The organism is Nocardia colli, from assembly GCF_008704205.1.
In the GTDB taxonomy this organism is placed as follows: Bacteria; Actinomycetota; Actinomycetes; order Mycobacteriales; family Mycobacteriaceae; genus Nocardia; species Nocardia colli.
The window spans coordinates 192522-215535 of sequence record NZ_VXLC01000008.1; the positions used below are offsets into that span (position 1 = coordinate 192522).

Here is a 23014-nt window from a genome sequence, read left to right on the forward strand (position 1 = left end):
CACGAGGGGTAGCTGGTCACCGGCTATGCCGAGGTCCGTCAGCTGATGGCCGACACCCGGTTCAGTTCGCGGCAGGACGAGCTCGCCGTCCCCGCCGGGGAGGTCGAGCTCGAGACCGACATGAATATCTATGGGGTGCACGAGCTGCCGGTCCGCTGGACGGAAACCGCGCAGTGACAATCGCGGGCCGGGGATCGGGGCGGGTTCCCGGCCCGGGTTTGACCTTGACCCTGCGTCAAGGTTGGAGCATCGTCGGATGACGAACAACAGCACCTCCTCGACTCGGCTCGCTCCGCCGATCGGCGGATTTCACGAGATCGACGGCCGCCGTCTCTTCGCGCATCGGTCGGGCAGCGGCAGGCCCGCTGTCGTGTTCCTGACCGGTGCGAGCGCGGTCGGACTGGACTATTTCGGTGTCCAGCAACAGGTTTCGCAGTTCACCACCGCGGTTCTGTATGACCGTGGCGGCACCGGTTACAGCGATCCACTCCCCCTGCCGCGCACCGCGACCGCGGTCGCCAGTGAACTGCGCGAGCTGTTGCAGGCTCAAAACATCCCTGGCCCTTGGGTTCTCGCGGCGCACTCGCTCGGCGGTCTCTATGCATACCGGTTCGCGCAGCTGTATCCGCAGGACGTGGCGGGGCTGGTCTGGCTGGACGGCCTCCATCGCGACTGGGACGACTTCATGCCGGCCGGTTCGAGTCTGGCCGAGATCGAGCGGATGGGACCCGATCTGGCGCAGCTCGAACAGATGCGCCCGGCGCTGCGCGAGACGCACGCCGAGTTGTACGCAGGCTATCCGGAGCACATCCGGCAACCGCTGATCGATGCGCGGGTGAGCGCCGAATGGATGCGCGCGGGTCTCGCCGAACGCCGCACGCTGGCCGACCTGGCCACCGAATTACGTTCCGGGCCTGGGCTTCCCGACGTCCCGGTGATCGCGCTTTCCGTAGTCGGCGCCGACCCGACTCAGCCGGAGCCGGCGACGCGAGAGATGAACGACGCCAAGATCCGAATGGACGCGGCGCTGGTGCGCACGGTCTCGCACGGCGAACAACGCCTCATCTCCGACACCCTGCACCACCGGCTCTGCTTCGACCGGCCCGACGCGGTGGTCCAGGCGATCCGCGACGTCGTGGACCGGGCGTCGCGGCCCTAGACTCGATGTTCTACGCAGACCCGAGGAGGACGGTGCTCACGATCAGTCAACTGGCGGCGACCGCCGGGGTGACCGTGCGCACCGTCCGGCACTACCACCACGTCGGTCTGCTGCCCGAGCCCGAGCGTGACGCCTCCGGGTACCGCCGCTACAGCGCGCAGATGGCGGTGGATCTCATCCGGATCCGGACCCTGGCCGATGCCGGTGTGCCGCTGGCCCGAATCGATGCGCTGCTGCACGCGCAGCCGGCCGAATTCGCCTCGGCCATCGTCGATATCGACGCCGAATTGCAGATCAAGATCGATCAGTTGATCGAATACCGGCGCCGGATCGGCGAATTGGACAGCGGGGAGAAGTTGGTGCTGCCCGCCGAGGTGGTCGCCATTCTGGATCGGATGCGCGGGCTCGGGATCAGCGAACAGCGGGTGCTGCTCGAACGGGATTCGTGGATCCTGATGCAGGCGTTGGATCCGCGGGCGCTGCCGCAGCGGATCCGGGAGAAGAACGCGGATCTGGACGATCCCGAGACGACCCGTCTGTTTGTCGCCTGCGATCAGGCGGTCGACTGGGATCCGAATGATCCGCGCCTGAATCAGCTCATCGATGACCTGGACGCCTGGGAGATCGCCCACGAACGCGAGGCCGGGCAGCCCGGGCTGCGGAAGCTGGTCGTGTCCCGGATCTCCGATGCGTCGCCGGCGTGGCAGCGGATCGTCGATGCGCTGACGCATCGCGCGAAGCAGCGGCAGAACGCCGATCAGGGATGACGCCGCGGAACTATCGACGGCAGCCGTCGAGCAGCAGCCGAATCGTGATGCGCGCGTCGTAGTTCGGATCGGTCATCTCCGCGCCCGCACAGATGTCGCCGATTCCGCGCATCAGCTGGTAGGCGGTGATGTCGGCGGTGACCTCGCCCGCGTCCCGGGCGGCGGAGAGGAGGTCGTCGAAAACCGGGACCAGGCGATCGAGGAACAACGCGTGCAGTCCGGCGAAACTGTCGGGATCAGTACGAATCGCCGCGGCCAGCCCGTGTTTGGTGGCCAGGAAATCCACGAACAGATCCACCCATCGGCGCAGCGCGTCGAACGGTGACGATGCCGCCGCGAGCAGAGTGGGTCCGGCCTCGGCGCACGCGTCGATCTGATGCCGGTAGACGCCCGCAATGAGGTCCACCCGCGTAGGAAAGTGCCGGTAGATCGTGCCCATACCGACCCCCGCCTCGGCAGCGATCCGGCGCACCGGGGCATTCACGCCATCGGTGACGAACACCGAGGCCGCGGCATCGAGCAGCGCCTTCTCGTTGCGTCGAGCGTCCGCGCGCTTACCCGGACTCACGATCGTCGACTCGGCATCTGCACTCACGCGGCACTCCTTCCTCGGCCTGCGGTTCCCCACATTCGGAGCAACGCTCCATTTCACCAGCATATCCGGTCGCTTCCGGGGGCGGAATCCGATCGGCTGCTATCTTCCGACGATGCGGGGAAATCCACCGGCGTTGCGCGCTGCGGAGACGGTGTGAGCAACGACGCGAGACGGGCCGCGGTCGTCGCACTGACCGAGTTGGCTCGCAGCACCGACGTCCGGGATCGCGCCGACGCCGGCCATGGGCTGGCCGCGTTCGCCGAAATGACCGATGCGCGAGCGATATTGGCATCTCTCGTTCTAGATGAGGACGACACCTTCGTCACAGCCGTGACGGCTGAGGCCCTGCTTCGCCGGAAGGACGCGGCCGGGCTTTCGATTGTCGCCGCCGCATTCGCCGTAGCGGATGCGACTCAGTCCGAGTGGATCGGCACGGCCTTGCAGGACGTCTACGGGGTATTCGCCGCTGAACGCGACGCCGCGGTCCGCATCTGCACGACGCTGACCCGCGACCCGGACCCGCGAATTCGTTCCGGTGCTACCGATCTCATCACCGAACTGAACCGGATCGAGCCGATTCTGCACCCGGCGTAACCACTACTCGCCGGTTTGGCCGTCGATGATCTCGCGGAGCAGATCTGCGTGTCCGTTGTGGCGGGCGTATTCCTCGATCATGTGGGTGAGGATCCAGCGGAGGGTGTAGGACTCGCCGGTCGGGTACCGGACACCGACCTTGTCCAGCTCGCGGCAACCGGCCACGATGTCGCGGGAGCGGGCACATTCTTTGCGCCACAACCGGATCGACTCGTCGACGTCGGCGTGCTCGACAACGAAGTCGGTGTCGTCGACGGAATTCGCACCCCAGTACAGCGGGGGCGCCTGGTCGCCTTCGAAGACCCGGGCGAACCACGTGCGTTCGACATCGGTCAGATGGCGGATCAAACCGAGCAGCGAAAGCGCCGACGGCGGCACCGCCCGCCGCCGAAGCTGCTCAACGCTCAGCCCCGAGCACTTCCAGTCCAACGTATCCCGCTGAAACTCGAGAAACCCGACGAGCGTCTCGTACTCCCCTGCCACTTGCGGTGGTTCACTGCGCTGACCGGACTCCATCGGATCATCATGCCCGGACCACGCGGGTCACGCCGGGTGAGCGCAGCGCACCGACGACGTCCGCCCAGGCCGACCGGACACGCCGCGTCGGCCGAGACCGATCCGTCGCGGGTCGGGCAGCGTGGCACCCTTGCGTAGTTTGCGCAGGACCTGCACCAGACCCGTCGGCGGCCCGACCGCCTGAGTCGGAGGTAGCACCATGCTTCGAGGCGCGCGGAATTCGGCGATAGTGCTGGCGATGCTGGCCGCGGTGGCGGTGCCGGCGAGCGCCGCGCCCGAGCACGCGGCATGGAGTCCGCGCCCAGCGACGTACGGGATCGTGGTGGAGAAGGACGCCGAGGTCCGGATGAGCGACGGCGTGGTGCTGCGGGCCGATATCCGCAGGCCCGCCGAGAACGGGCAAGCGGCGCCGGGACGGTTCCCGGTGATCGTCACGCAGACGCCGTACCAGAAGAATCTGCCGCCGTTGGCTTTTGCCTTCGACTACCTGGTAGAGCGCGGGTATGTGCAGGTGGTCGCCGACATCCGGGGCACCGGGAGTTCGGACGGCGAGTGGGGTCTCAACAGTGCCCGCGATCAGCTGGACGGCAAGGAACTGGTGGACTGGGCGGCCGCGCCGGAACGTGCGTGGAGCGACGGACGCATCGGCCTGACCGGAGCGTCGTACGGCGGGTTGGCCGCGCTCACCACCGCCGCCCAGCAGCCTGCCGCACTGCGGGCCATCGTTCCGGCGGTGGCGATGGTGGACGCTTACCGGGACCTGTTCATGAACGGCGGCGCCAACTCCACCGTGATGGAGTCGGGACTGATCGGCATCATCACCGGTGGCGGTTCGCTACCGCCGGTATCGCCGTCGGCGCTGGGCGATCCGGTCGGAAAGGCGCTCGACCGGATGCGGAACAACATCGGATTCCAGGTGCTGCCCGGACAGCAGGGCGATGGCGAGTTCGCCTTCGACGGTCCCTGGTATCGGGAACGATCCGCGAGCGACGTGGCCGACCGGATCACCGTGCCGACGCTGATGACGACCTCGCACTACGACCTGTTCCAGCGGGGCGGCCCGCTGCTGTATCAACGGCTGTCGGCGAACCGGGTTCCGGTCAAGATGATCATCGGTGATTGGCTGCACGGCGCCGCCGCGACCGCGGCCACCGGCGTCAAATCGCCGCTGCACCCCGAACCGCTGTCCGGACCGAACCAGCCGGAGCTGGCCCTGCGCTGGCTCGACCACTACGTCCGCGATGTGCCGGACCCGGCGCTCGACGACGACGTCGCGCCGGTCACCTACATCGAATTAGGCTCGGGCGAGTATCGGACCACCGCCCAGTGGCCGCCTGCCGACGTCGGCTACCGCAAGTTTTCGCTGGCGAGCAATGCCCAGGTCGGCAGCCCCGGCATCCTCACCGCCGAGGACGGGGACGGCGGACCCGACAGCGTGCCCGCTCAGCCGCTGGCCGGATTCTGCTCGGCGTCCACGGCCCAGGCCACGTCCGGAATGAGCCAGATGGTCGGCGCGGAATGCAGCCGCGATCAACAGGTGAACGACCTGAGCGGACTCACCTACGACCTGCCCGCGGCGCAGACGCCGATCCACCTCGCCGGGGCGATCAACGCGCACTTGGTCATTGCCGCCCAGGCGCCGGACGGCATCGTCGCCGTCCGGGTGGAAGACGTTGCCCCCGACGGGAAAGTCACCCAGCTCAGCTCCGGCTTGCAGCGATTGTCGCTACGCGAACTCGACCAGGCGAGGTCGATGGTGCAGGACGGCATGATCGTGCAACCGTGGCATCCGTTCACCCGGGAATCCCAGCGGCCCATGCCCATTGATCAACCGGTCGAGGCGGATGTCGAGGTGTTCCCCACCGGCGCGGTGATCGAGCCCGGCCACCGACTGCGCGTCGCCGTCCAGACCGCCGACTTCCCGCACGTATTCGGCAACCCGCAACCGGCCGCTCTGCGAATCCACCACGATCCACAGCACCCGTCGTGGATCGCGGTGCCGATCCGAGCCGCCGGTGCGTAGCTCGCCCGTCCCGACCGGTCGCCGACGAGTTGGGGACCAGGAGACCCACGATCTGCTCGTCGAAGCGATGCAACCAGACGGCCCGCCTGCGTGACGGGCCCTGGTGTGCGCGCTAGGACGGATCAGATCGGGCGGCCGAAGCGCACGGATTGGAAGTTCGAGTTCTCTTCGCGGGTTCCGGGTGGGAAGAGTTCGCCGAACGGTTCGGTGCAGGTGGAGTTGCGGAAGGTTTCCGCGGCCTGATCTGTGGCGTTTTCGGTGTAGGCCACGCCCAGGATGCGGAGGCATTTGCCGTTCTCGGGGTCGTGCAGGGTGTGCCGCTGACCATCGGGGGTGGTGTAGATGAAGTCGCCGGTGGCGGCGTGCGCGGTACCCGCTGTGCCGAGGACCGAGACGAGAACCAGTCCGGCCGTGGCCAATGCGGCGCCGAGGTGTTTCATTGCGATGCCTTTCGTCGAGCGATACCCGCATATCTCGTGAAATGCGGGCGTTCCCCGGCGTGGGTATTGCCGGGGCCGATCTTGTTGGGCTGCTGCGCGATTCGAACGGGCGGGGTCAAGCCTGGGGTTACGCCGTCGACCCCCTCCGATGACAGATCAATCATGTTGCCCATCAACGGGATTGAGCAAGGCCCCAATTGTCTGGCCTTCAGCGATCATGATTCGTCCCGGATCATCCGATGATTCGAGCGGACTCCCGGTATCACACTGGAGTCCTATTCCGCGTCATACCAAGGGATTACCCGCGACGAGAAATCAGCCGATAGCTTCGGTCTGTCAGTGCCCGGCCCGAGGACTGACGGAAGGACAGCAATGACGACTTCGGCTTTGGTCCCAGAGTCAGCTCCACGATCAGCGCGGCGCAGCGGCGGCGACGGTGATTACGCCCGCCTCTTGCGCCGGATCTCCGCCGCGGGACTGATGGATCGACGTCCGATCTACTACGCCGTCCGGCTCAGCCTGGTCGGGCTCGCGTTCATCGGTGGCTGGGCGGCGTTCGTCCTGGTCGGCGACTCGTGGTGGACGCTGCTGATCGCGGCGTTCATGGCGGTGATATTCGCTCAGGTCGCACTCGTCATGCACGATGTCGCGCACCGCCAGGTCTTCCGGTTGCGCGGGACGACCGAGATCGTGGGCCGAATCGTCGGCAACGCAGGCATCGGCCTGGCCTACGGCTGGTGGCAGGACAAACACACGCGCCATCACGCCAATCCGAACCACGAGGAACTCGACCCCGATGTCGCGCCCGACATTCTGGTCTGGTCGCAACGGCAGGCGCGGGCCAGCCGCGGACTGGCCCGATTCATCGGGCGCGCGCAGGCGTTCCTGTTCTTTCCCCTGCTGCTGCTGGAGGGCATCAATCTCCATGTGGCCGGCGTCCGTGCGCTCCGCAATCGGTCGGTCAAGCGCCGCGTGCTGGAGGGCTCGCTGCTCTTCGCCCACTTCGCCGGTTATCTGGCGGTGCTGTTCGCGGTCCTGCCCGCCGACAAGGCCATCGCGTTCCTCGCCGTGCACCAGGCGCTGTTCGGCCTGTACATGGGCTGCATCTTCGCCCCGAACCACAAGGGCATGCCGACCCTGACCGGCGACGATCGCCCCGACTACCTGCGCAGGCAGGTGCTGACCTCGCGCAACGTGCGCGGCGGCGCGTTGACCGACTTCGCCCTCGGCGGGCTGAACTATCAGATCGAACACCACCTGTTCCCGAGCATGCCGACGCCGAATCTGCGGCGCGCCCAGGTGATCGTCCGTGACTACTGCGCCGAAATCGGTGTGCCGTACCACGAGACCGGGCTGATCGCGTCCTACGCCGAGGCGCTGAAGCACCTGCATCACGTCGGCGCACCCCTGCGCACCGACGAATCCTCTACCCCCGCAACGACTCCCAGGTAACTCACGCCGATCGGCCGGCAGCCGTCAGGCGACGCCGAGGGCGGCGGCGGTTGGACGCCAGAGGCGGTCGGCGGCTTGGCCGGGGGTCGGGAGTGGGGTGATGCGGAGTTGCTGAGCGATGCCGTAACGCAGACCGCCGATGACGAAAGCGCCTGCGCTGTCCGGATCTACGTCGGCGGGGAGTTCGCCGTTGGCTTGGCCGCGGCGGATGTTGTCGGCGGCGTTGTCGCTCATGTTCTGGACATAGACCGCCTCGAGTTCGGTGAGTTGCGGGTCGAGGGCGGCGCGGTCGAGCAGGACCGGGGCCAGCGGATCGGCGAAGTGGTAGGCGACGAAACGGCGGGTGCGTTCGTGTTCGCGGGTCGCCCAGTCGGCGTCGGCGGGTAGGTGGGCGTCGGCGATGGCGTGCCGGAGCCCTTCGTAGAAGCCGTCGTAAATCGCGGCCAGCAAGCCACTTTTGGAACCGAAGTGATGGTAGAGCGCGCCGGTACTCAAACCTGCGCGCCGGGTGAGCGCGACGAGTTCCAGCACGCCGTTGCCGCGGACCAGTTCGTCGCGGGCGGCGTCGAGAAGTTGTTGACGTCCGATCGGTGCACGTGCCACAGTCGAAGCATAACCGAACTCAGTTATGTTCCGATCTCGAGGAGCCGCCATGAGCACCGAAGTGTCATCGTTGATGGACCTGGGTGGCGATCTGGCCGGGACCTACCGGCGAACCGCGAGCAGCGGCGCGACCATCGACCCGGCGCTCAGCGCGGCGGATCTGGCCGCGGTCCAGCGCGACGGATACGTGATCCTGCCCGATCTGCTCACCCCGCAGGAACTCGACGAAATCCGCGCAGCCGTGGCGCCACTGCTGGATCGGCGCGGCCGCAACGACTTCGAGGGGCACACCACCCAACGTATCTACAGCGTGCTGAACAAGACCCGCGCCTGCGACCGGATCGCCGACCATCCGCGCGTGCTGGCGCTGCTGGATCGGCTGTTCTTGCCGAACTACCTGCTGTCGATGTTGCAGGTGATCAACATCCTGCCCGGCGAGCAGGCGCAGATGCTGCACACCGACGACGGCTTCTATCCCCTGCCCCGACCGCGCGCCGCCCTCGGTGCGGCGACGATCTGGGCGATCGATGATTTCACCGCCGAGAACGGCGCGACCGACATCATTCCGGGCAGTCACCTGTGGGCCCACCGCCTGCCCGAAGCGGCCGAGCGGGAACCCGTGGTGATGAAAGCCGGCTCGTGCGTCTTCTTCCTCGGCACCCTCTGGCATGGCGGCGGCGCCAACCGCTCACCGAAGCCGCGACTGGCCGCCACCGCCCAATACTGCGAGCCGTGGCTGCGCCCCCAGGAAGCCTTCACCCTCTCGATCACCCGCGACACCGTCCGCACCGTGTCGGAGGACATCCGCCGCATGCTCGGCTACAGCATCCATCCCCCGTTCATCGGCCAGGTCGACGGCATGCACCCCAAGCGACTCCTGGAACCCGACGCCCCACCGCTGTGACCGGGCCCGCCGCCACGGGAACTAGCGGGTTTTCTCCAGCAGCTCGAGAATCTCTGCGGTGGTGCCGGTTTCGCCGAAGCGCGGCAGGACCCGGGTGACGCTGTGCGCGTGAACGGTCTCGTCCATATCGGTCATCGCATCGGTGGCGAAGGTGACGTGATACCCGTGGTCGTGCGCGGCCCGGGCGGTGGATTCGACGCCCATGCTGGTCGCCACGCCGCCCAGCACGATCTGGGTGATGCCGCGGCGGCGCAGGTGCAGCTCGAGGTCGGTGCCGTAGAACGCGCCCACGTTGCGTTTGGTGACGACGAGATCTTCGGAGTGACCGGTCAATTCGTCGACGATCACATCCCAGCCCGCCGGCCGCTGGCCCGAACGGCGCGGGGCATCGCTGCGGCCGGGCGCGAAGTCCGAGCCGTCCGGGGCACCGCTGACCCGCACCAAGATGACGGGCAACTGGTGCGCACGGAAGGCATCGGCCAGTTCGACTGCCCGATCGATGATCTCGGACATCGGGTACGGCGACCCGGGCATCGCGGTGATGCCCTTTTGCAGGTCTATGAGGACGAGCGCAGTGCGGGCGTCGAGGGTGCTGAGTGCCATGGGTGCTGCTCCTAGTTGGTTGTCCGGGATTCATGCGGATCCGAGTCCCGCTCGGCCGGTGTGGATTCGGTTCGAGTGCCGCGCAGTACCGCGAGCGCCGCGAGCGCGGCAAGCACCGCGCCGAATGCGAACACGATGACCAGACCGGTATGGAACGGCCCGGAGATCAACTGCGGGAAGAACTCTCGACCCGTGAGCGTCTGTTGCTGTGCAGTGCTGAGAGTCGGTAGCACTCCGCTCGGTTCGAGCATGTGCTGGATCGGGTTGACCCCGAGTTGAGCGGCGAAGAGTGTGGCGACCGGCGGCAACTCGGCACTCTGCGCGGCGACCGACGCCGGAACCCCTTGCTGCTGAAGCCCGTTGGTCAGCGTGTTGGGCAGGCTGCTGGCCAGACCGGCGATCATCAGGGCGAAGAACACCGCGATCGACACGGCGGTGCCGGTGTTCTGGAAGGTCGACCGCACCCCCGAGGCGACACCGCGCTTGTCCGCGGGCACGCTCCCCATGATCGCCGAGGAATTGGGCGAGGCGAACATGCCGCTGGCGATCCCATTGATCGCGATCAGCACCGCAAAGGCCCAGTAGCTGAAGTTGATCGGCAACAGCAGCAATCCGATGAAGCTGGCCCCGAACAGCCACGCACCACTGCTGGCCAGTCCCCGCGAACCGAACCGGTCCGACAGATACCCGCAGACCGGGCCGGCGGCCAGGAACCCGGCGGTCAACGGCAGCATGAAAATGCCCGCCCACAACGGAGTATCGGCGTAGTCGTAACCGTGCAACGGCAGCCAAATGCCTTGCAGCCAGATGATCAGAATGAATTGCAGACCGCCGCGACCGATGGCGATGGCCGAACTCGCAAGATTGCCCGCGGTGAAAGCGCGCACCCGGAACAGGCTCAGCTCGATCATCGGTGCGCCGACCCGCTTTTCGATCACGACGAACGCCGTGAGCAGTCCGAGCCCGGCCGCGCCCAGGCCGATCACCGCCGGACTGGTCCACCCCATCGTGTGCCCGCCGTGCGGCTGCAAGCCGAAGGTGGCCGCCACCAGCAGCGCGCTCAACCCGACCGCGAAAGTGATGTTCCCCCACCAATCTATGCGTCCGCCGACGGCCCGGCTGGTCTCGCGCAACGTGCGATAGGCCCACACGGTGAAGAAGATCCCGATCGGCACGTTCACCCAGAACACCGCCCGCCAGTCCCACGCGACCAGCAGTCCGCCGGCGACCAGCCCGATGAACATCCCGGCCAGCGCGGCAACCTGGTTGATCCCCAACGCGAATCCGCGCTGCCGCTCCGGAAACGCGTCGGTGAGAATGGCCGCCGAGTTCGCGGTCAGCATCGACCCGCCGATGGCCTGCAACACCCGCCAGCCGATCAACCACATCGCCGCGTGCCCGCCGTCGAGCGGATCGACCGACAGCAGGATCGACGCGAAGGTGAACACCGCGAACCCGGCGTTGTAGATCCGCACCCGCCCGTACATGTCGCCGAGCCGCCCGACGGTCACCGTCAGCACGGCCTGCACCAGCCGGTACCCCATGATCATCCACAGCAGGTAGGCAATGTTGCCCGGCGCCAACGGATCCAGATGAATGCCGCGAAAGATGGCCGGCAGCGCGATCAGCACGATCGAACCGTCCAGCGCCGACATGAACACGGCGGCAGTGGTATTGGTCAGCGCAGCCCACTTGTAGCCGTCGGTGGTGGGCGCTTCGGTGCGCTGCTGTTGCAGATCGATCATCGGAAATGCACCTATCGAACGTTGCGGATCAGATGTCGCGCGCGAGCCGCTCGATCAGCGGCGCGGCCGCGGCCAGCTGTTTCAACTGCGCGGCCGTGAACTCTTCGACGAGTACCCGGGCCATCAATTCGGTTTTGGCACTGCGTTTTTCGGTCAGCACCCGGGAACCCGCGGGTGTCGGCGCAAGCACGACGCGTCGACGGTCCGCCGGATCCGAATGCCGTTCGACCAGGCCGCGAGCTTGCAGCGCACTCAGCGTCGCCCCCATGGCCTGCGGGGTGATCTGTTCTTTGCGCGCCAATTCCGCCGAGGTCGCGGGTCCCTCGCGATCGAGCCGGGCCAACGCGGTCCGCTCGGGCATCGTGAGCGCGTCTTCGAGCTGTAGCTGCCGTAACCGGCGTACCAGCGCGCCCACCCCGACCAGCAGGGCGGCGGCAACATCGGACGCATCCGGGTCGTCGGTCATATTCTGAGCTTACCTAATCAGTCTAATTTATCAACTTACCTTAGTATCTGCCCTGCCGACGTCCGACGTCACGTCATGGATTGCGGAGGCATAACCAAAGAGGCCAAACAACGCCCGGAATGACCTGAATTCGGCTTCCGAACGACCATCCGATGGCCGAAACTTGAAGGTGCATCCGGCTCCGGGCGCTTCGCTCCCTTATCTCGGGTACGCGCAGAACGACCGGTCCACCCAGAGGAATATGGCTGGTCGCCGGGGCCGGATGCACCTCGACCGTCGCCAGGGAAGGCCTACCTTGCCCACGCAGCTGGACAACCGAGAGCTGGGGGACGCGCGATCGCGCGCGCGAACCACGACACCGAGTCTCCGTAGTGAGGCACGAGCCGGTCGCATTTGCCAGGGGCACGCGCCGGGTCGCGCCGACCACCTCACGTGACCGTGCAGACCGCCGACGGACCCAGGGCGCGGGCCATGTCGATCGACGGCGGCGCCCGGCGCCCGCTCCTGCCGGACTGGCACGAACTGTCCGCCGCACTCCGCTTACACACCGGTGATCGTCCAGGCGACCACCTCGTCATCCAACTGGCCCGAGCCTTGGCGCAGCTGCACCACACGCGTCGCGCCCAACCGGAGCGGCTGGTCGAAATCGACTGCCGCCGTGCCGAAGTCGTCGCCGTGATCGACGACTGGGTGGCCAAGCAGGTGCCGCCCCGGCGCGGTAAGGACCGCCCGCCCGAGTCGCTCGGCGGCACCGTCGACCGCATGGCCGCCGCGCAGATCCTCGCCGACCATCTGTTGATGACCGCCGAGAACGTTCCGGAACAACGGGTACACGCGGCCTGGTCCCGGCTCGCCGCACTCGCCATCAAATGGACCGATCTCGCGCACGACATCGAGTCCCGCCGACCACGTTCGATCGACCGTCGCTGATCCGCCGTCGCTCAGGTGATCGTCGGAATGGTCCAGAGGTAAGCCGATATCGGAGGCAGTTCCGTCGTATCGACAAGGGGGTCGACACGTAGTAGGCCGAGGAATTCTTCCAACGACGTATACCGCGCCAAAATGTCCTCCAACAGGCGGCGCGCGGCGTCCTCCGGTTTCATGACCGGGTTATGCCCACGAGTCCGATAAACAAACCGGCCCATAGTTTTCGCGATCCGTTCATTACGGCCCTCCAGGAGTTGGGTCAGTGCCGATCGGACTCATTGAATTGCCGTTCCACCCGTCGGCGGAACGTGCTCAGATTACCCATCCGGCAGGCGTCGAGCCGCATTCCCGCAGTGTGCGTCGCGAACTTTTCAGACAGGGAAATTCAACGATGGATCCCGACCAGTCGGTAATCGCGACCGGTTACTCCGCGGCACCCCGAACTGGGCGGCGGTACTTGACATCTCGTCGCGCCGATAGGACGAATGCGCCGCGCCCGGACAGCCCGGGCAGCAGAATGTGGTCTATGACTGCCTTGGATCAGGAAGCCCTCGACTGGCTCGTCCAGTTCGGGGCGCAGGCTCGCAACGACGAGCAGACCCAGCAGCTGGTCGACCTGGTGGACGGCAAGATCAACGAGGTCAACGCGCAACTGCCCGGCGACGCCGAACTCGCCGAAATGCTGCACGCCGCGACCCGTTCGCACTGGCGCAGCTTCCTCGCCATGGTGAGCCGGGAGGTGTTCGAGGTGCACGCGCCCGCGGAGGTGCTCGCGCTCTCCCGCACGGTCGCCCGGCGTGGTTTCGGCATAGACGTGGTGATGCGGACCTACCGGGTCGGGCAGGCCATGCTCTGGCAGTTCATCACCGATTTCCTGAACAAGGCGATCGAGGACGACCAGCTGCGCAGCGCGGTGCTGCTGCTGTTCTGGGATCGCGTGCTCGAATGGACCGACACCTGTGTGGAGGCGTCGGTCGCGGTCTACACCGACGAGCGCGAGCAGTGGCAGCGCGGCGCGCTGGCGCGGCGGTTCGGGCTGGCCGGCTCGCTGCTGCGTGGCGACGCGATCGACATCGACCACGCCGAGGCCCAGCTCGGTCATTCGCTGCGCCGCTATCAGACCGCGATCGTGCTGTGGGCCGACGACGCGGCGGCCACCCCGGACCCGGTGCGCACGCTGGAGAAGTTCGGCAACGACATCGCCGCGCTGCTCGACGCGCCGCGCCCGCTCATGCTCTCCTCCGGCGTGCGCGGCATGTGGGCGTGGATCGCCACGTCGAGCGTGCCGGATCTGGCGGCGCTGCCCGCGGTCGGTCAACCGGGCCTGCACGCCGCCATCGGTTCGTCGGCGCCGGATATCGCCGGGTTCCGGCAGAGCCATCGCGAGGCCATCGCCGCGCAACGCGTGGCCATCGAAACCGACCATGCCGCAACGGTGATCCGTTATGCCGACGTCGAATTGGTTTGCCTCACCACCGGCGACGGCAGCGTCGAAGCGATGCGGGTGCTGGCGACAAGGGAATTGGGCGCATTGACCGGTGCCGACGAGACCACCGCCCGATTGCGTGAAACTCTGCTCGCCTATCTGGCCGGCGGCCGCAATGTCCCGGCCACCGCGCAACAATTGAACGTGCACCCCAACACGGTTCGCTATCGCATCAACCAATCCGAGGAATTGCTCGGCCATTCCATCGAGGAACGCGCCACCTATATCGAATTGGCGTTGCGCTGCGCGCAGACCTACGGCGACAAAATCCTTACCCCGCAGCCGGATCGGGCCATCGCCTGAGTCGTCCCGCATCAGTCGATATCCGCCAAGAAGCTCTGCACCAGCGCGGTGACCACGCCCGGTTGCTCCACAACACAACAGTGGCCCGCATTCTCGATCACTTCGAAGCGCGCCTTGGGAATGAGCTCGGTGAGCCGCCACGCGTCCGCGATCGGGGTGACCGCGTCGTCGACGCCGACCGCGACCAGGGTCGGCGCGGTGATGGCGGTGATCTCCGGATCGGCCGGCGCGCGACCGATCGCGCCGCGGATCGCCTTGCGGGTGCCCGCGCTGTCGATGCGCTCGAGCCGCTCGGCCCATTCGGCGATGGTGTCCGCGGCGGCCGGATCGGCCAGGAACGCCGGGCCGAACAGCAGCTTCGCCACCTGGCCGCGGACCAGGTCGACGCCGAAAAGGCGTACCGCCCAAGTCAACCGGACGTAACGGCCGATCTTGCTGCGGTCCTGCGGGCCTGCGCTGGTGGACAGCAGGGTGAGTGAGCGGATCAGTTCGCCGTGCCGGGCCGCGACCCGCTGCCCGACGAAGCCACCCATGCCGATGCCGACCCAGTGCACCGGCGCGAGCCGCAGCGCGCGGATCAGACCGACCGCGTCGGTGGTGAGCGTGTCCATGTCGTAGCCGTCCTCGGTCGGCTGGGTGCCGCCTTGGCCGCGCCAGTCGATGCCGATGCAGCGGTAGTGCTCGCGCAGCACGTCGATCTGCGCGCGGAACATCCAGCTGCCGAACAGGAGGCTGTGCGCGAAAACTATGACGGGACTGTCGGATCGGCCGTTCGGATCGCCCGTGTCGGTGTAGCCGATCGGCACGCCGTTCACGACGATCGTCCGAATGATCGTGGAGAGCATCAGAGCGGCTCCTCGGGAGAGGCGTCAACCGAAATCCGGAATAGCGCTGTGCCCAGCCTGGCAGAGGCGAGGGTTGCGGCGCTTGGCCCAGCCACCAACTCGGCGACCACGGGTTGTAGCCGAGCACAAGCCCGAGCCCCCGAGGCTTCCCTGGTACGGGCCATTATCCGTCGCGATGTTTGTGCAATATGCACAGTCGGACCCCGAAGAAATTAGTATTTTGCCTCTGGTCCCGCATCTAATTCTAGCATTTGCTGTTACTTAGCCTTACAGACATTCTGGTGGGTGACGCGCGGCGTGCCGTACACGAGCACGCGGTCGTGGCCGGAATACTTTCTGCGCCCGACAGATCCATTTCCTGGATCTCATCATCACCGCTCACCAGCGAAAGAAGCTCAATGAACACAGTCGTACCCGGAAAGTTCGGGCGATTCCGCACTGCGGCTTTCATCGCCCTTATCGCGACTTGCATTCAGGTAGCTGTCGGAATACCGGCAATTGCGACACCGGCACAAAACCCGGTCGCGCAGGAGGTTCCGGTGCAGCCGCCGCTGCCGTTTCCCATTCCGCCGGCGCCGCCGGAACTCGATCCGGGTTTCTACGCACCACCCGCGGACCTGGTCGCCTCGAAGCAACCCGGCGAGATCATCGCGGCCCGCGCGGTGCACCTGGCGTTCTACTCGGTCATCCCGTTCAACATCGACGCCTGGCAACTGTCGTTCCGCTCCACCAACACCAGGGGCGAACCGATCGCCGCCGTCACCACGCTGATGAAGCCGCGCGGCGACAACGCGGGCGCGCCCCGCCCGCTGCTGTCCTACCAGTTCCCGCAGGACTCCAACGCGCAGTACTGCGCGGCATCCTATGTGCTGCAACAGGCTTCGGTGCCGGGCAATATCACCGGCCAGTTCGACATCCCGTTCGAGTTCGTGCTGCCGCTGACCGCGCTCGGCGCGGGCTGGGCGGTGGCAATGCCGGATCACGAGGGCCCGGACTCGGCCTTCGCCGCGGGTCCGCTCGGCGCGCGGATCACGCTCGACGGCATCCGGGCGGCGGAGAACTTCGAGCCGATGGGGCTCGGCCCGCAGACCAAGGTGGGGCTGGCCGGGTATTCCGGCGGCGCGATCACCACCGGGCACACCGCGGAACTGGCCGCGTCCTACGCGCCGGAGCTGAATATCGTCGGCGCGTCCGAGGGTGGCGTTCCCGCCGACATCAAGGCGATGTATCAGCTGGCCAGCGGCAATCTCGGCTCCGGGCTGATCTTTTCGGGCCTGCTCGGTGTCGCGCGGGAGTATCCGGAGCTGGCCGCGTACAACGAGCAGCACATGAAACCGATCGGCAAGACGCTGGCGCCGATCAAGAACTCGCTGTGCCTCTACTCGGCCGCGCTGCTGCCCTTCATGAACCTGACCGACGGCATGTACGACTCCCCCGACCCGCTCGACGATCCCGTGCCCAGCAAGGTGTTCGACGCGCTGCGCATGGGTCATTCGGTGCCGAAGATGCCGATGTTCATCTTCAATTCCAACCCCGACTGGATCGCTCCGGTCGGCCCGGTGAACACCCTGGTCGACGAGTACTGCCGCGACCCGAACGCCCAAGTGCATTACACCCGTGACCATTTCAGCGAGCACATCACGCTGGAGATCGACAGCATCGCCCGGGTGCTGTTGTGGATGAAGGACCGCTTCGACGGCGTACCCGCCGAGCCGGGCTGCTCCATCCACGACGAGGGATCGATGGCGCTGGATCCCGCGAGCTGGCCGATCTGGCTGCAAGGAGCGGGCACGGTGCTCGCCGGACTGCTGCAACAACCCATCGGCAGCCGGTAGGCCGCTCGATAATCCGTCTCGATCGCCGTCCCTGCCGTCACCGCGCTCACCAACGGGGCGATCGGCTGGTTGCTCGTCGGCCGGTACTCGCCGCTGGTGCCCAGCGCGGTCGGCGCCGGACTGCTTCTGCTGACGCCGGTCGGCTCGCTGCTGCTCGGCGCGCTGATCCTCGGCGAGCGCCCCGCGCCGCTCCAAATCATCGGCTGCGCGGTGATTCTCGCGGTTGCCTACGGTGCCTCGGCGGTCAGAAGAGGGTCATCGGCTCGATAGGCGCGGGTTCGGGCAGCGGGGTCAGTTCGGGGACCTCGGCGGCCACCTCGGCGTGGAAACGGCGGGCGAGGGTCACGCCCTGGGCGTTGTCCGGGGTGTGGATGAAGACGGTGGGCGAGCGTCCTTCGCGCAGCCAGTCCGCGACCGTGCCGATCCACGGCTGCCAGCCCTCGACGGTGCGCTCGGCCGAGTCGCGACCGTGGTAGCGGACGATCGGGTACTCGGTCAGCGCGCGCGTCCGGCGCGGCAGACGTGGCTTCTTCGAATAGGCCTCCTGTTCGGCGGCGGTGACCGGGAGTCCGTCGAAAAGCACTGTGGTGTCGAAGGGTATCCATTCGGCGCCGACCCGGCCGAGCACGCTTTCCAGCTGCCGCGCGGCCTGCTCGTTCTCGAAGAACGCGGGATGGCGGACCTCGACCGCCGAGCGGTAGTACGGCGGCAGCCGGCGCAGGAACAGCGCGAGCGCGCCGAGATCGTTAGGCCCGAACGAACCGGGCAACTGCACCCACAACGCGTGCGTGCGCGGGCCGAGCGGCTCGATCGCGGACAGGAACGCGTGCATCTCGTCGTCGACGCCGGTCAGCCTGCGTTCGTGGGTGATCGACTTGTGCAGCTTCACCACGAACCGGAAATCCGGCGCGGTCTGCCCGGCCCACGACTCGACCGTGCGCCGCGCCGGTATCGCGTAGAACGTGGTGTTGCCCTCGACGGCATTGCACCGCTCGGCGTAGGCCGCCAGCCGATCCCCCGAAGCCGGTTGCCATTCCTGCCATGACGCGTGCGTCCACATCGCACAGCCCACGTGAAGCCGCATACCGCGACGTTAGTACAGCGGACCGACACGCTTCGCGGGTGTGCAAGCCGGGAATGAATGGGCGGGCCCGTTGGTAGAACAAGGCATGAAACTCGACGACGATGCTCGCGCGCTCATCGGCGCCGGCGCGGACGCCACGCTGGTCACGATCAACCCGGACGGCAGCCCGCAGGTGAGCGTGGTGTGGGTGGCGCTGCAATCGGGCCCGGACGGAGACGAGCTCGTCACCGCCCACCTGGGCGAATACAAGAAGGTGCGCAATGTCCGCCGGGACAGCCGGGTCGCGGTGACGATCCTGTCCGCCGAGCGCGGCGAAGTCATGCGCCCGTACCTCTCGGTCACCGGAACCGCCCGGATCGTCGAGGGCGGCGCCCCCGAACTCCTCACCGAACTGGCCGCGACGCTGGCCAGCCCCGACGCCGGCTTCCCGCCGGCCGACGCACCGCCCGGCCTGCTGACCCGCATCCGCATCGACAAGGTCGGCGGCATCGGCCCCTGGGCCTCCTGAACGGGCGCAACGAAGTGTGACTTTGTACCGGTAGGACCGGGAAGTCAGGACGAATACTCCTTCGGCTGCTTACAGTTTCGATAACGCCGTTGCGGGCACCCGGGTTGCGCGGGGTGCCCGCGCTAGGTTTCGACCCTGAGGAGATCGTCCGTCGTGGTCCGTCCAGACAAGATCAGACCGTCCCAGCAAGCAGCGACCAACACCACCGCCCGCTCCGGCCCCGCCGTCGTGTGGCCAGATCCGAGCCCGCTGGCCGACTGGTGGCAGCAGGTGATGGAACCCGGGACCGGCGAGTTCCCGGCGGCGTTCGAGGCGATGTCATGAGCGAGGGCGAGGTCTGGGTGCAGGGCACCGTTCGCTGGTTCGACACCGCGAAGGGCTTCGGGTTCCTGGAATCCGCGGATTACCCGGACGGCGTTTTCGTCGAGTACTCCTGCATCGACTCCCCCGGTTTCAAGACGCTCGCCGCGGGTCAGCCGGTCACGTTCATCGGTGAACTGCGCCCGCGCGGCGTCGAGGCCGTCGCGGTGCGGCCGATGGCGTTGTTATCCACTGCCGCCGCGTAATCCGGACAGGCCGAGCACCTCGGCGCCGATCGCCGCCGACGCGGACACGATGTCGGGGAAGGCACGCAGGTGCGAGGTCAGCGCTAGATGGCTCAGCATCGATTGGGCGGCTTGGACTCGCATACGAGCCGGGATCGGGTCCCAATCGGGGTGCAGCTTGCGCAGTAGGTGCACCCATTCGGCGATGTAGGCGCGTTGCGCGGCCTTCGCTCGGTGATGGTCCGCGTCGGGCAGATGCCGCGCCTCGGAGACGAGGGTCTGCATGAGGTGCGGATTCTCGAACACGAAAGCGCCGTAACCCGCGAGCAGCCGTTCGAGTCCGTCTCGCGGGTCGGTGGCCTGCGCGAGCGCGCGGTTCAGGTCGATGCGCAGCCATTCGTCGCCGCGGACGATGGCCGCCATGAGGATGTCCACTTTCCCGGGGAAGTGGTTGTAGAGACTCGGCCCGGCAATGCCGACGGCCGCACCGATGTCGTCCATGCTGACGCTGGCGAAGCCGCGTTCGGCGAAGAGCGTGGTCGCCTCGGTGAGGATCGCTTCGCGCCGGGAACGCGCGGCGAGCGGCGCCTGCGCGACCGTCCGGTCTCCCCGTTCCCCCAGCACCGGATTCGGCGCGGCGAGCACCGCGGCGATGAATTCGCCCAGCAGCGTGGTGAATTCGGGCTCGGGCAGCGAAAGACTATGGAACGACACACTATTCGCGACAGCCAACGCCGCCCAGGAGAGCAGGTCGGCGGCCGTCGGATCGAGCTCGGGGCGGCGCGCGGCGATGATCTCGGCCAGGCGGGCGCCGATCTGCCTGGCCTGGATGCGAAACGCGGCCCGATCCGCGTCGGACAGGTGCCGGGCTTCGCGCCGCCACAGCACCCCGACATCGCGGCCGGCCAGCACGGTCGCGGCCAGCGTGTGCGCGAGGTCGTCGGGCTCGTCCGCCGCGGATTCGACCGCGGCGGCGAACACGGTCAGCGCCTCCTCGACCACCGTGGCCAGCAGGCTCTGCTTGCCCCGGAAATGCCGGTACAGCGCGGACGGGCCGATGGCCACCGCCTCGGCCACCTCACCCATGCCCACGTTCCCGTATCCGTTGCGGCAGAACAACTCCGTGGCCGCCGCGACGATCAGTGCACGCCGGTTCGCCGGCCTGGTGCCACGGGCCGGACGGACCAGGTCCGGCCCGTTCACCATTCGATGTCGCCCCTCAGGAAACTTGACTGTCGCTGGGATCCCAGTACTTCTTGCGCAGTTCGCGCTTGAGGATCTTACCGGCGCCGGAGATCGGCAACGCTTCGGTGAACTCCACCGTGCGCGGCGCCTTGTATCCGGCGATCAGCTCTTTGCAGTGCGCGCGCAGCTCCGCCTCGGTGGCCTGCGCGCCGGGTAGCAACACCACGACGGCGTGCACCCGCTCGCCCCATTCGTCGTCCGGCACCCCGATCACCGCGCACGACGCCACCGCGGCGTGCGCCGCGAGGGCGTTCTCCACCTCGGCGGAGTACACGTTCTCGCCGCCGGTGATGATCATGTCCTTGATCCGGTCGACGATGAAGACGTAGCCGTTCTCGTCCATCCGGCCGCCGTCGCCGGTGTGCATCCAGCCGCCGCGCAGGGCAACGGCGGTGTCCTGCGGTCGATTCCAGTAGCCGAGCATGATGTTGTCGCCGCGGACGACGACCTCGCCGACCGCGCCGCGCGGCACCTCGTTGTCGTCCGGATCGACGATACGGACCTCGACGTGCGGCGTGGCGCGGCCCGCCGAGCGCCGCAGCGCCGGGTCGTCGTGATCGGCCGGCGACAGCAGCGTGGCCACCGGCGCCAGCTCGGTCATGCCGTACGCCTGAGTGAATCCTGCTGTGGGAAAAGCTTTTCGGGCCCGTCCGAGGACCGCCTCGGCGATCGGCGAGGCGCCGTAGGTCACCGTCTCGACGGTGCCGAGATCGAAGTCCAGCATCGCCGGATCGTCGACCAGCAGCTGAATCATGGTGGGCACCAACAGGACATTGGTGACACCGTGCTCGCTGATCGCCCGCAGCACGCCGGCGGGCGTGAACATCGGCACGATGACGTGGGTGCAGTTGACCAGGTTCCCCGCCGTCAGCATGGCGATGTCCGCGAGATGGAACATCGGCGCCGCGTGCAGCACGGTGCCGCCCAGACTCACGAATTCGCCGCCGGCCGTGCTGCCGAGCGCGGAGATGATCAGGTTGTCGTGGCTGAGCATCACGCCTTTGGGATGCCCGGTGGTGCCGCCGGTGTAGAAGACACCGGCCAGGGTGTCCCCGCCGGTCCTGGTGTCCTCGACCGGCTCGTGCTCGGCGACGAGCGTCTCGTAGTGCAGCACGTCGGCCGGCGGTTCACCGTCTCCGCAGAAGATCACCGAGGTCAACTCCGGAAACTCTTGCCGCAGTGTGGGAATCATGGCGGAGAACGCGTCGTCGACGAGCAGCACCCTGGTGTCGGATTCGCGCAGCGAGTACACGATCTCCGCCGGGCTCCAGCGAATGTTCACCGGGTTGACCGCCGCCCCGATCCACGGCACCGCGTACAGATATTCGTAGTAGCGATCGGAATTCAGCGCCAGCATGCCGACCCGATCCCCCGGCCGGACCCCGAGGGCGACCAGCGCACCGGCGAAACGCGCTATGCGATCGGCGGATTCGGCGAAGGTGCGCACCCGGTCGCCGTAGACCGTCAGCGGGCGATCCGGATTCAGTTGCAGATTGCGGTGCAGGGATTGGGTCAGGTACATGGCGGTCCCTCGGTCCTAGATGCTGAAGCCGCCGCCGCAGACCAGAGTCTGCGCGCTGACGTAGTCGGACTCGGGCAGGCACAGCAGGTACACCGCGCCGGCCGCCTCGGCCGGCGTGCCGCCGCGGCCGAGCGGGATCATCTGCTCCATCGCGGCCAGCAGGTTCGGGTTCACCCCGACCTTGATCTCCTTGCCCTGCACGTCGATGGTGCCGCCGGTGCCCGCGGGCGCCTCGGTGAGCCGGGTCTTGATCAGCCCGAACGCGACCGCGTTCACGGTGACGTTGTAGCGGCCCCACTCTTTGGCCAGCGCCTTGGTCAGGCCGAGCACGCCCGCCTTGCCGGAGGAGTAATTCGCCTGTCCCGCATTGCCGCCGGTGCCCGCCATCGAGGAGATGTTGACCACCTTGCGGCACGGCACCGGCTCGCCGGCCGCCTTGGCCTGCTTCACCGCCGCCGCGATCACCGGCTGCGCGGCTCGCAGGATCCGGAACGGGGCCTTGAGATGTACGTCGAGGATGGCGTCCCACTGTTCGTCGGTCATCTTCTGGATGACCGAGTCCCAGGTGTAGCCAGCGTTGTTGATGATGATGTCCAGCCCGCCGAACTCGTCGACGGCGGTCTGCACGAAGCGTTCGGCGAAGCCCTCCTCGGTGACGCTGCCGACGCACGACACCGCCTGTCCGCCCGCGGCTTCGACGGCGGCGACGGTCTCCTTGGCCGGTTCGGCGTCGAGGTCGTTCACCACCACCTTCGCGCCTTCACCGGCCAGTTTCAGCGCGATCTCGCGGCCGATGCCGCGGCCCGAGCCGGAGACGATAGCGACCTTGCCATCCAGAGTTCCCATG

The 23014-nt window shown here is 67.3% G+C and carries 26 protein-coding genes; 14 read left to right on the plus strand and 12 right to left on the minus strand.

The window, feature by feature from the left end; all coding sequences use genetic code 11:
* The first annotated feature begins 45 nt into the window (after nucleotides 1-45).
* The 3 genes from F3087_RS47590 to F3087_RS19825 all read left to right on the plus strand — a co-directional run bounded on the left by F3087_RS47590 (nucleotide 46) and on the right by F3087_RS19825 (nucleotide 1926).
* On the plus strand, nucleotides 46-177 hold the full coding sequence (locus F3087_RS47590) for a hypothetical protein (RefSeq protein ID WP_449583780.1): 132 nt from the start codon (nucleotides 46-48) through the stop codon (nucleotides 175-177).
* Between the two features lie 79 nt (nucleotides 178-256).
* Nucleotides 257-1159 carry an alpha/beta fold hydrolase gene (locus tag F3087_RS19820; RefSeq protein ID WP_150403485.1) on the plus strand — a complete coding sequence of 301 codons (903 nt, stop codon included), beginning with the start codon at nucleotides 257-259 and terminating at the stop codon, nucleotides 1157-1159.
* Between the two features lie 32 nt (nucleotides 1160-1191).
* The gene (locus F3087_RS19825) at nucleotides 1192-1926 is read left to right on the plus strand and encodes a MerR family transcriptional regulator (protein WP_150403486.1); all 735 of its coding nucleotides are present in this window, start codon (nucleotides 1192-1194) and stop codon (nucleotides 1924-1926) included.
* 10 nt (nucleotides 1927-1936) lie between these two features.
* Here the strand turns inward: F3087_RS19825 and F3087_RS19830 are convergent, their stop codons facing one another.
* A complete protein-coding gene (locus F3087_RS19830; RefSeq protein ID WP_223885212.1) occupies nucleotides 1937-2521 on the minus strand; it encodes a TetR/AcrR family transcriptional regulator in 585 nt (194 codons plus the stop codon).
* A gap of 153 nt (nucleotides 2522-2674) precedes the next feature.
* Here F3087_RS19830 and F3087_RS19835 point away from each other — a divergent pair, with 153 nt between their 5' ends.
* Nucleotides 2675-3115, plus strand: coding sequence for a hypothetical protein (locus tag F3087_RS19835; RefSeq protein ID WP_150403488.1), 441 nt, complete (start codon nucleotides 2675-2677; stop codon nucleotides 3113-3115).
* 3 nt (nucleotides 3116-3118) lie between these two features.
* Here F3087_RS19835 and F3087_RS19840 read toward each other — a convergent pair whose 3' ends face one another.
* The gene (locus F3087_RS19840; protein ID WP_150403489.1) at nucleotides 3119-3631 is read right to left on the minus strand and encodes a DinB family protein; all 513 of its coding nucleotides are present in this window, start codon (nucleotides 3629-3631) and stop codon (nucleotides 3119-3121) included.
* Between the two features lie 199 nt (nucleotides 3632-3830).
* Here F3087_RS19840 and F3087_RS19845 point away from each other — a divergent pair, with 199 nt between their 5' ends.
* Nucleotides 3831-5654 carry a CocE/NonD family hydrolase gene (locus F3087_RS19845; protein ID WP_150403490.1) on the plus strand — a complete coding sequence of 608 codons (1824 nt, stop codon included), beginning with the start codon at nucleotides 3831-3833 and terminating at the stop codon, nucleotides 5652-5654.
* 122 nt (nucleotides 5655-5776) lie between these two features.
* Here the strand turns inward: F3087_RS19845 and F3087_RS19850 are convergent, their stop codons facing one another.
* A complete protein-coding gene (locus tag F3087_RS19850) occupies nucleotides 5777-6094 on the minus strand; it encodes a hypothetical protein (protein ID WP_150403491.1) in 318 nt (105 codons plus the stop codon).
* A gap of 372 nt (nucleotides 6095-6466) precedes the next feature.
* Between F3087_RS19850 and F3087_RS19855 the strand changes: the two genes are divergently transcribed.
* Nucleotides 6467-7546, plus strand: coding sequence for a fatty acid desaturase family protein (locus F3087_RS19855; protein ID WP_150403492.1), 1080 nt, complete (start codon nucleotides 6467-6469; stop codon nucleotides 7544-7546).
* Between the two features lie 24 nt (nucleotides 7547-7570).
* Here F3087_RS19855 and F3087_RS19860 read toward each other — a convergent pair whose 3' ends face one another.
* Nucleotides 7571-8149: a TetR/AcrR family transcriptional regulator gene (locus F3087_RS19860; protein ID WP_150403493.1), complete on the minus strand. Its 579-nt coding sequence runs from the start codon at nucleotides 8147-8149 to the stop codon at nucleotides 7571-7573.
* Nucleotides 8150-8198: 49 nt separating this feature from the next.
* Between F3087_RS19860 and F3087_RS19865 the strand changes: the two genes are divergently transcribed.
* The gene (locus F3087_RS19865) at nucleotides 8199-9053 is read left to right on the plus strand and encodes a phytanoyl-CoA dioxygenase family protein (RefSeq protein WP_150403494.1); all 855 of its coding nucleotides are present in this window, start codon (nucleotides 8199-8201) and stop codon (nucleotides 9051-9053) included.
* A 21-nt stretch (nucleotides 9054-9074) separates the two neighbouring features.
* On the opposite strand, the gene F3087_RS19870 is transcribed toward F3087_RS19865, so the two are convergent.
* From F3087_RS19870 to F3087_RS19880, 3 genes are read right to left on the minus strand one after another with little or no spacing between them, the layout of a single operon-like run.
* On the minus strand, nucleotides 9075-9656 hold the full coding sequence (locus F3087_RS19870) for an isochorismatase family protein (RefSeq protein WP_150403495.1): 582 nt from the start codon (nucleotides 9654-9656) through the stop codon (nucleotides 9075-9077).
* 11 nt (nucleotides 9657-9667) lie between these two features.
* Entirely contained in the window at nucleotides 9668-11401 is a 1734-nt protein-coding gene (locus F3087_RS19875) for an MFS transporter (RefSeq protein WP_150403496.1), read from the minus strand.
* A gap of 28 nt (nucleotides 11402-11429) precedes the next feature.
* A complete protein-coding gene (locus F3087_RS19880) occupies nucleotides 11430-11867 on the minus strand; it encodes a MarR family winged helix-turn-helix transcriptional regulator (protein WP_150403497.1) in 438 nt (145 codons plus the stop codon).
* A 432-nt stretch (nucleotides 11868-12299) separates the two neighbouring features.
* Here F3087_RS19880 and F3087_RS19885 point away from each other — a divergent pair, with 432 nt between their 5' ends.
* Both F3087_RS19885 and F3087_RS19890 read left to right on the plus strand, forming a co-directional pair.
* Complete coding sequence (locus F3087_RS19885) at nucleotides 12300-12797, plus strand: DUF4254 domain-containing protein (protein WP_223885213.1); 498 nt, start codon at nucleotides 12300-12302, stop codon at nucleotides 12795-12797.
* A gap of 523 nt (nucleotides 12798-13320) precedes the next feature.
* Complete coding sequence (locus tag F3087_RS19890; protein WP_191094059.1) at nucleotides 13321-14583, plus strand: PucR family transcriptional regulator; 1263 nt, start codon at nucleotides 13321-13323, stop codon at nucleotides 14581-14583.
* 11 nt (nucleotides 14584-14594) lie between these two features.
* On the opposite strand, the gene F3087_RS19895 is transcribed toward F3087_RS19890, so the two are convergent.
* Complete coding sequence (locus F3087_RS19895; RefSeq protein ID WP_223885214.1) at nucleotides 14595-15428, minus strand: alpha/beta fold hydrolase; 834 nt, start codon at nucleotides 15426-15428, stop codon at nucleotides 14595-14597.
* A gap of 398 nt (nucleotides 15429-15826) precedes the next feature.
* On the opposite strand from F3087_RS19895, the gene F3087_RS19900 reads away from it, so the two are divergent.
* Together F3087_RS19900 and F3087_RS19905 are read left to right on the plus strand one after the other, a co-directional pair.
* On the plus strand, nucleotides 15827-17263 hold the full coding sequence (locus F3087_RS19900) for a lipase family protein (protein ID WP_150403499.1): 1437 nt from the start codon (nucleotides 15827-15829) through the stop codon (nucleotides 17261-17263).
* Between the two features lie 69 nt (nucleotides 17264-17332).
* Entirely contained in the window at nucleotides 17333-17533 is a 201-nt protein-coding gene (locus tag F3087_RS19905) for a hypothetical protein (RefSeq protein ID WP_449583781.1), read from the plus strand.
* Here F3087_RS19905 and F3087_RS19910 read toward each other — a convergent pair.
* On the minus strand, nucleotides 17508-18347 hold the full coding sequence (locus tag F3087_RS19910; protein WP_150403501.1) for a DUF72 domain-containing protein: 840 nt from the start codon (nucleotides 18345-18347) through the stop codon (nucleotides 17508-17510). The two genes, F3087_RS19905 and F3087_RS19910, sit on opposite strands and share 26 nt — an antisense overlap.
* 85 nt (nucleotides 18348-18432) lie before the next feature.
* On the opposite strand from F3087_RS19910, the gene F3087_RS19915 reads away from it, so the two are divergent.
* From F3087_RS19915 to F3087_RS19920, 3 genes are all read left to right on the plus strand, one after another.
* Nucleotides 18433-18855, plus strand: a complete 423-nt coding sequence (locus F3087_RS19915; protein WP_150403502.1) for a PPOX class F420-dependent oxidoreductase — start codon at nucleotides 18433-18435, stop codon at nucleotides 18853-18855.
* A gap of 153 nt (nucleotides 18856-19008) precedes the next feature.
* Nucleotides 19009-19179, plus strand: coding sequence for a hypothetical protein (locus F3087_RS46000; RefSeq protein WP_191094060.1), 171 nt, complete (start codon nucleotides 19009-19011; stop codon nucleotides 19177-19179).
* Entirely contained in the window at nucleotides 19176-19421 is a 246-nt protein-coding gene (locus F3087_RS19920) for a cold shock domain-containing protein (protein WP_150403503.1), read from the plus strand. The genes F3087_RS46000 and F3087_RS19920 overlap by 4 nt, the downstream gene beginning before the upstream one ends.
* Here the strand turns inward: F3087_RS19920 and F3087_RS19925 are convergent.
* Genes F3087_RS19925 through F3087_RS19935 form a run of 3 tightly spaced genes read right to left on the minus strand, consistent with a single transcriptional unit; the run spans nucleotide 19401 to nucleotide 23013 of the window.
* Complete coding sequence (locus F3087_RS19925; protein WP_150403504.1) at nucleotides 19401-20606, minus strand: TetR/AcrR family transcriptional regulator; 1206 nt, start codon at nucleotides 20604-20606, stop codon at nucleotides 19401-19403. The genes F3087_RS19920 and F3087_RS19925 overlap by 21 nt on opposite strands.
* A 13-nt stretch (nucleotides 20607-20619) precedes the next feature.
* The gene (locus F3087_RS19930) at nucleotides 20620-22167 is read right to left on the minus strand and encodes a long-chain-fatty-acid--CoA ligase (protein WP_150403505.1); all 1548 of its coding nucleotides are present in this window, start codon (nucleotides 22165-22167) and stop codon (nucleotides 20620-20622) included.
* Nucleotides 22168-22182: 15 nt separating this feature from the next.
* On the minus strand, nucleotides 22183-23013 hold the full coding sequence (locus F3087_RS19935) for an SDR family NAD(P)-dependent oxidoreductase (protein WP_150403506.1): 831 nt from the start codon (nucleotides 23011-23013) through the stop codon (nucleotides 22183-22185).
* Nucleotide 23014 lies beyond the last annotated feature (1 nt).

Bases quoted from the DNA above. Each gene is read 5' to 3' on its own strand.
- F3087_RS19845 (WP_150403490.1), top strand. From the start codon at position 3,831: ATGCTTCGAGGCGCGCGGAATTCGGCGATAGTGCTGGCGATGCTGGCC.
- F3087_RS19920 (WP_150403503.1), top strand. From the start codon at position 19,176: ATGAGCGAGGGCGAGGTCTGGGTGCAGGGCACCGTTCGCTGGTTCGAC.
- F3087_RS47590 (WP_449583780.1), top strand. From the start codon at position 46: ATGGCCGACACCCGGTTCAGTTCGCGGCAGGACGAGCTCGCCGTCCCC.
- F3087_RS19865 (WP_150403494.1), top strand. From the start codon at position 8,199: ATGAGCACCGAAGTGTCATCGTTGATGGACCTGGGTGGCGATCTGGCC.
- F3087_RS19935 (WP_150403506.1), bottom strand. From the start codon at position 23,013: ATGGGAACTCTGGATGGCAAGGTCGCTATCGTCTCCGGCTCGGGCCGC.
- F3087_RS19875 (WP_150403496.1), bottom strand. From the start codon at position 11,401: ATGATCGATCTGCAACAGCAGCGCACCGAAGCGCCCACCACCGACGGC.
- F3087_RS19850 (WP_150403491.1), bottom strand. From the start codon at position 6,094: ATGAAACACCTCGGCGCCGCATTGGCCACGGCCGGACTGGTTCTCGTC.
- F3087_RS19820 (WP_150403485.1), top strand. From the start codon at position 257: ATGACGAACAACAGCACCTCCTCGACTCGGCTCGCTCCGCCGATCGGC.
- F3087_RS19880 (WP_150403497.1), bottom strand. From the start codon at position 11,867: ATGACCGACGACCCGGATGCGTCCGATGTTGCCGCCGCCCTGCTGGTC.
- F3087_RS19870 (WP_150403495.1), bottom strand. From the start codon at position 9,656: ATGGCACTCAGCACCCTCGACGCCCGCACTGCGCTCGTCCTCATAGAC.
- F3087_RS19925 (WP_150403504.1), bottom strand. From the start codon at position 20,606: ATGGTGAACGGGCCGGACCTGGTCCGTCCGGCCCGTGGCACCAGGCCG.
- F3087_RS19910 (WP_150403501.1), bottom strand. From the start codon at position 18,347: ATGCGGCTTCACGTGGGCTGTGCGATGTGGACGCACGCGTCATGGCAG.
- F3087_RS19930 (WP_150403505.1), bottom strand. From the start codon at position 22,167: ATGTACCTGACCCAATCCCTGCACCGCAATCTGCAACTGAATCCGGAT.
- F3087_RS19840 (WP_150403489.1), bottom strand. From the start codon at position 3,631: ATGGAGTCCGGTCAGCGCAGTGAACCACCGCAAGTGGCAGGGGAGTAC.
- F3087_RS19900 (WP_150403499.1), top strand. From the start codon at position 15,827: ATGAACACAGTCGTACCCGGAAAGTTCGGGCGATTCCGCACTGCGGCT.
- F3087_RS19895 (WP_223885214.1), bottom strand. From the start codon at position 15,428: ATGCTCTCCACGATCATTCGGACGATCGTCGTGAACGGCGTGCCGATC.
- F3087_RS19855 (WP_150403492.1), top strand. From the start codon at position 6,467: ATGACGACTTCGGCTTTGGTCCCAGAGTCAGCTCCACGATCAGCGCGG.
- F3087_RS19915 (WP_150403502.1), top strand. From the start codon at position 18,433: ATGAAACTCGACGACGATGCTCGCGCGCTCATCGGCGCCGGCGCGGAC.
- F3087_RS19890 (WP_191094059.1), top strand. From the start codon at position 13,321: ATGACTGCCTTGGATCAGGAAGCCCTCGACTGGCTCGTCCAGTTCGGG.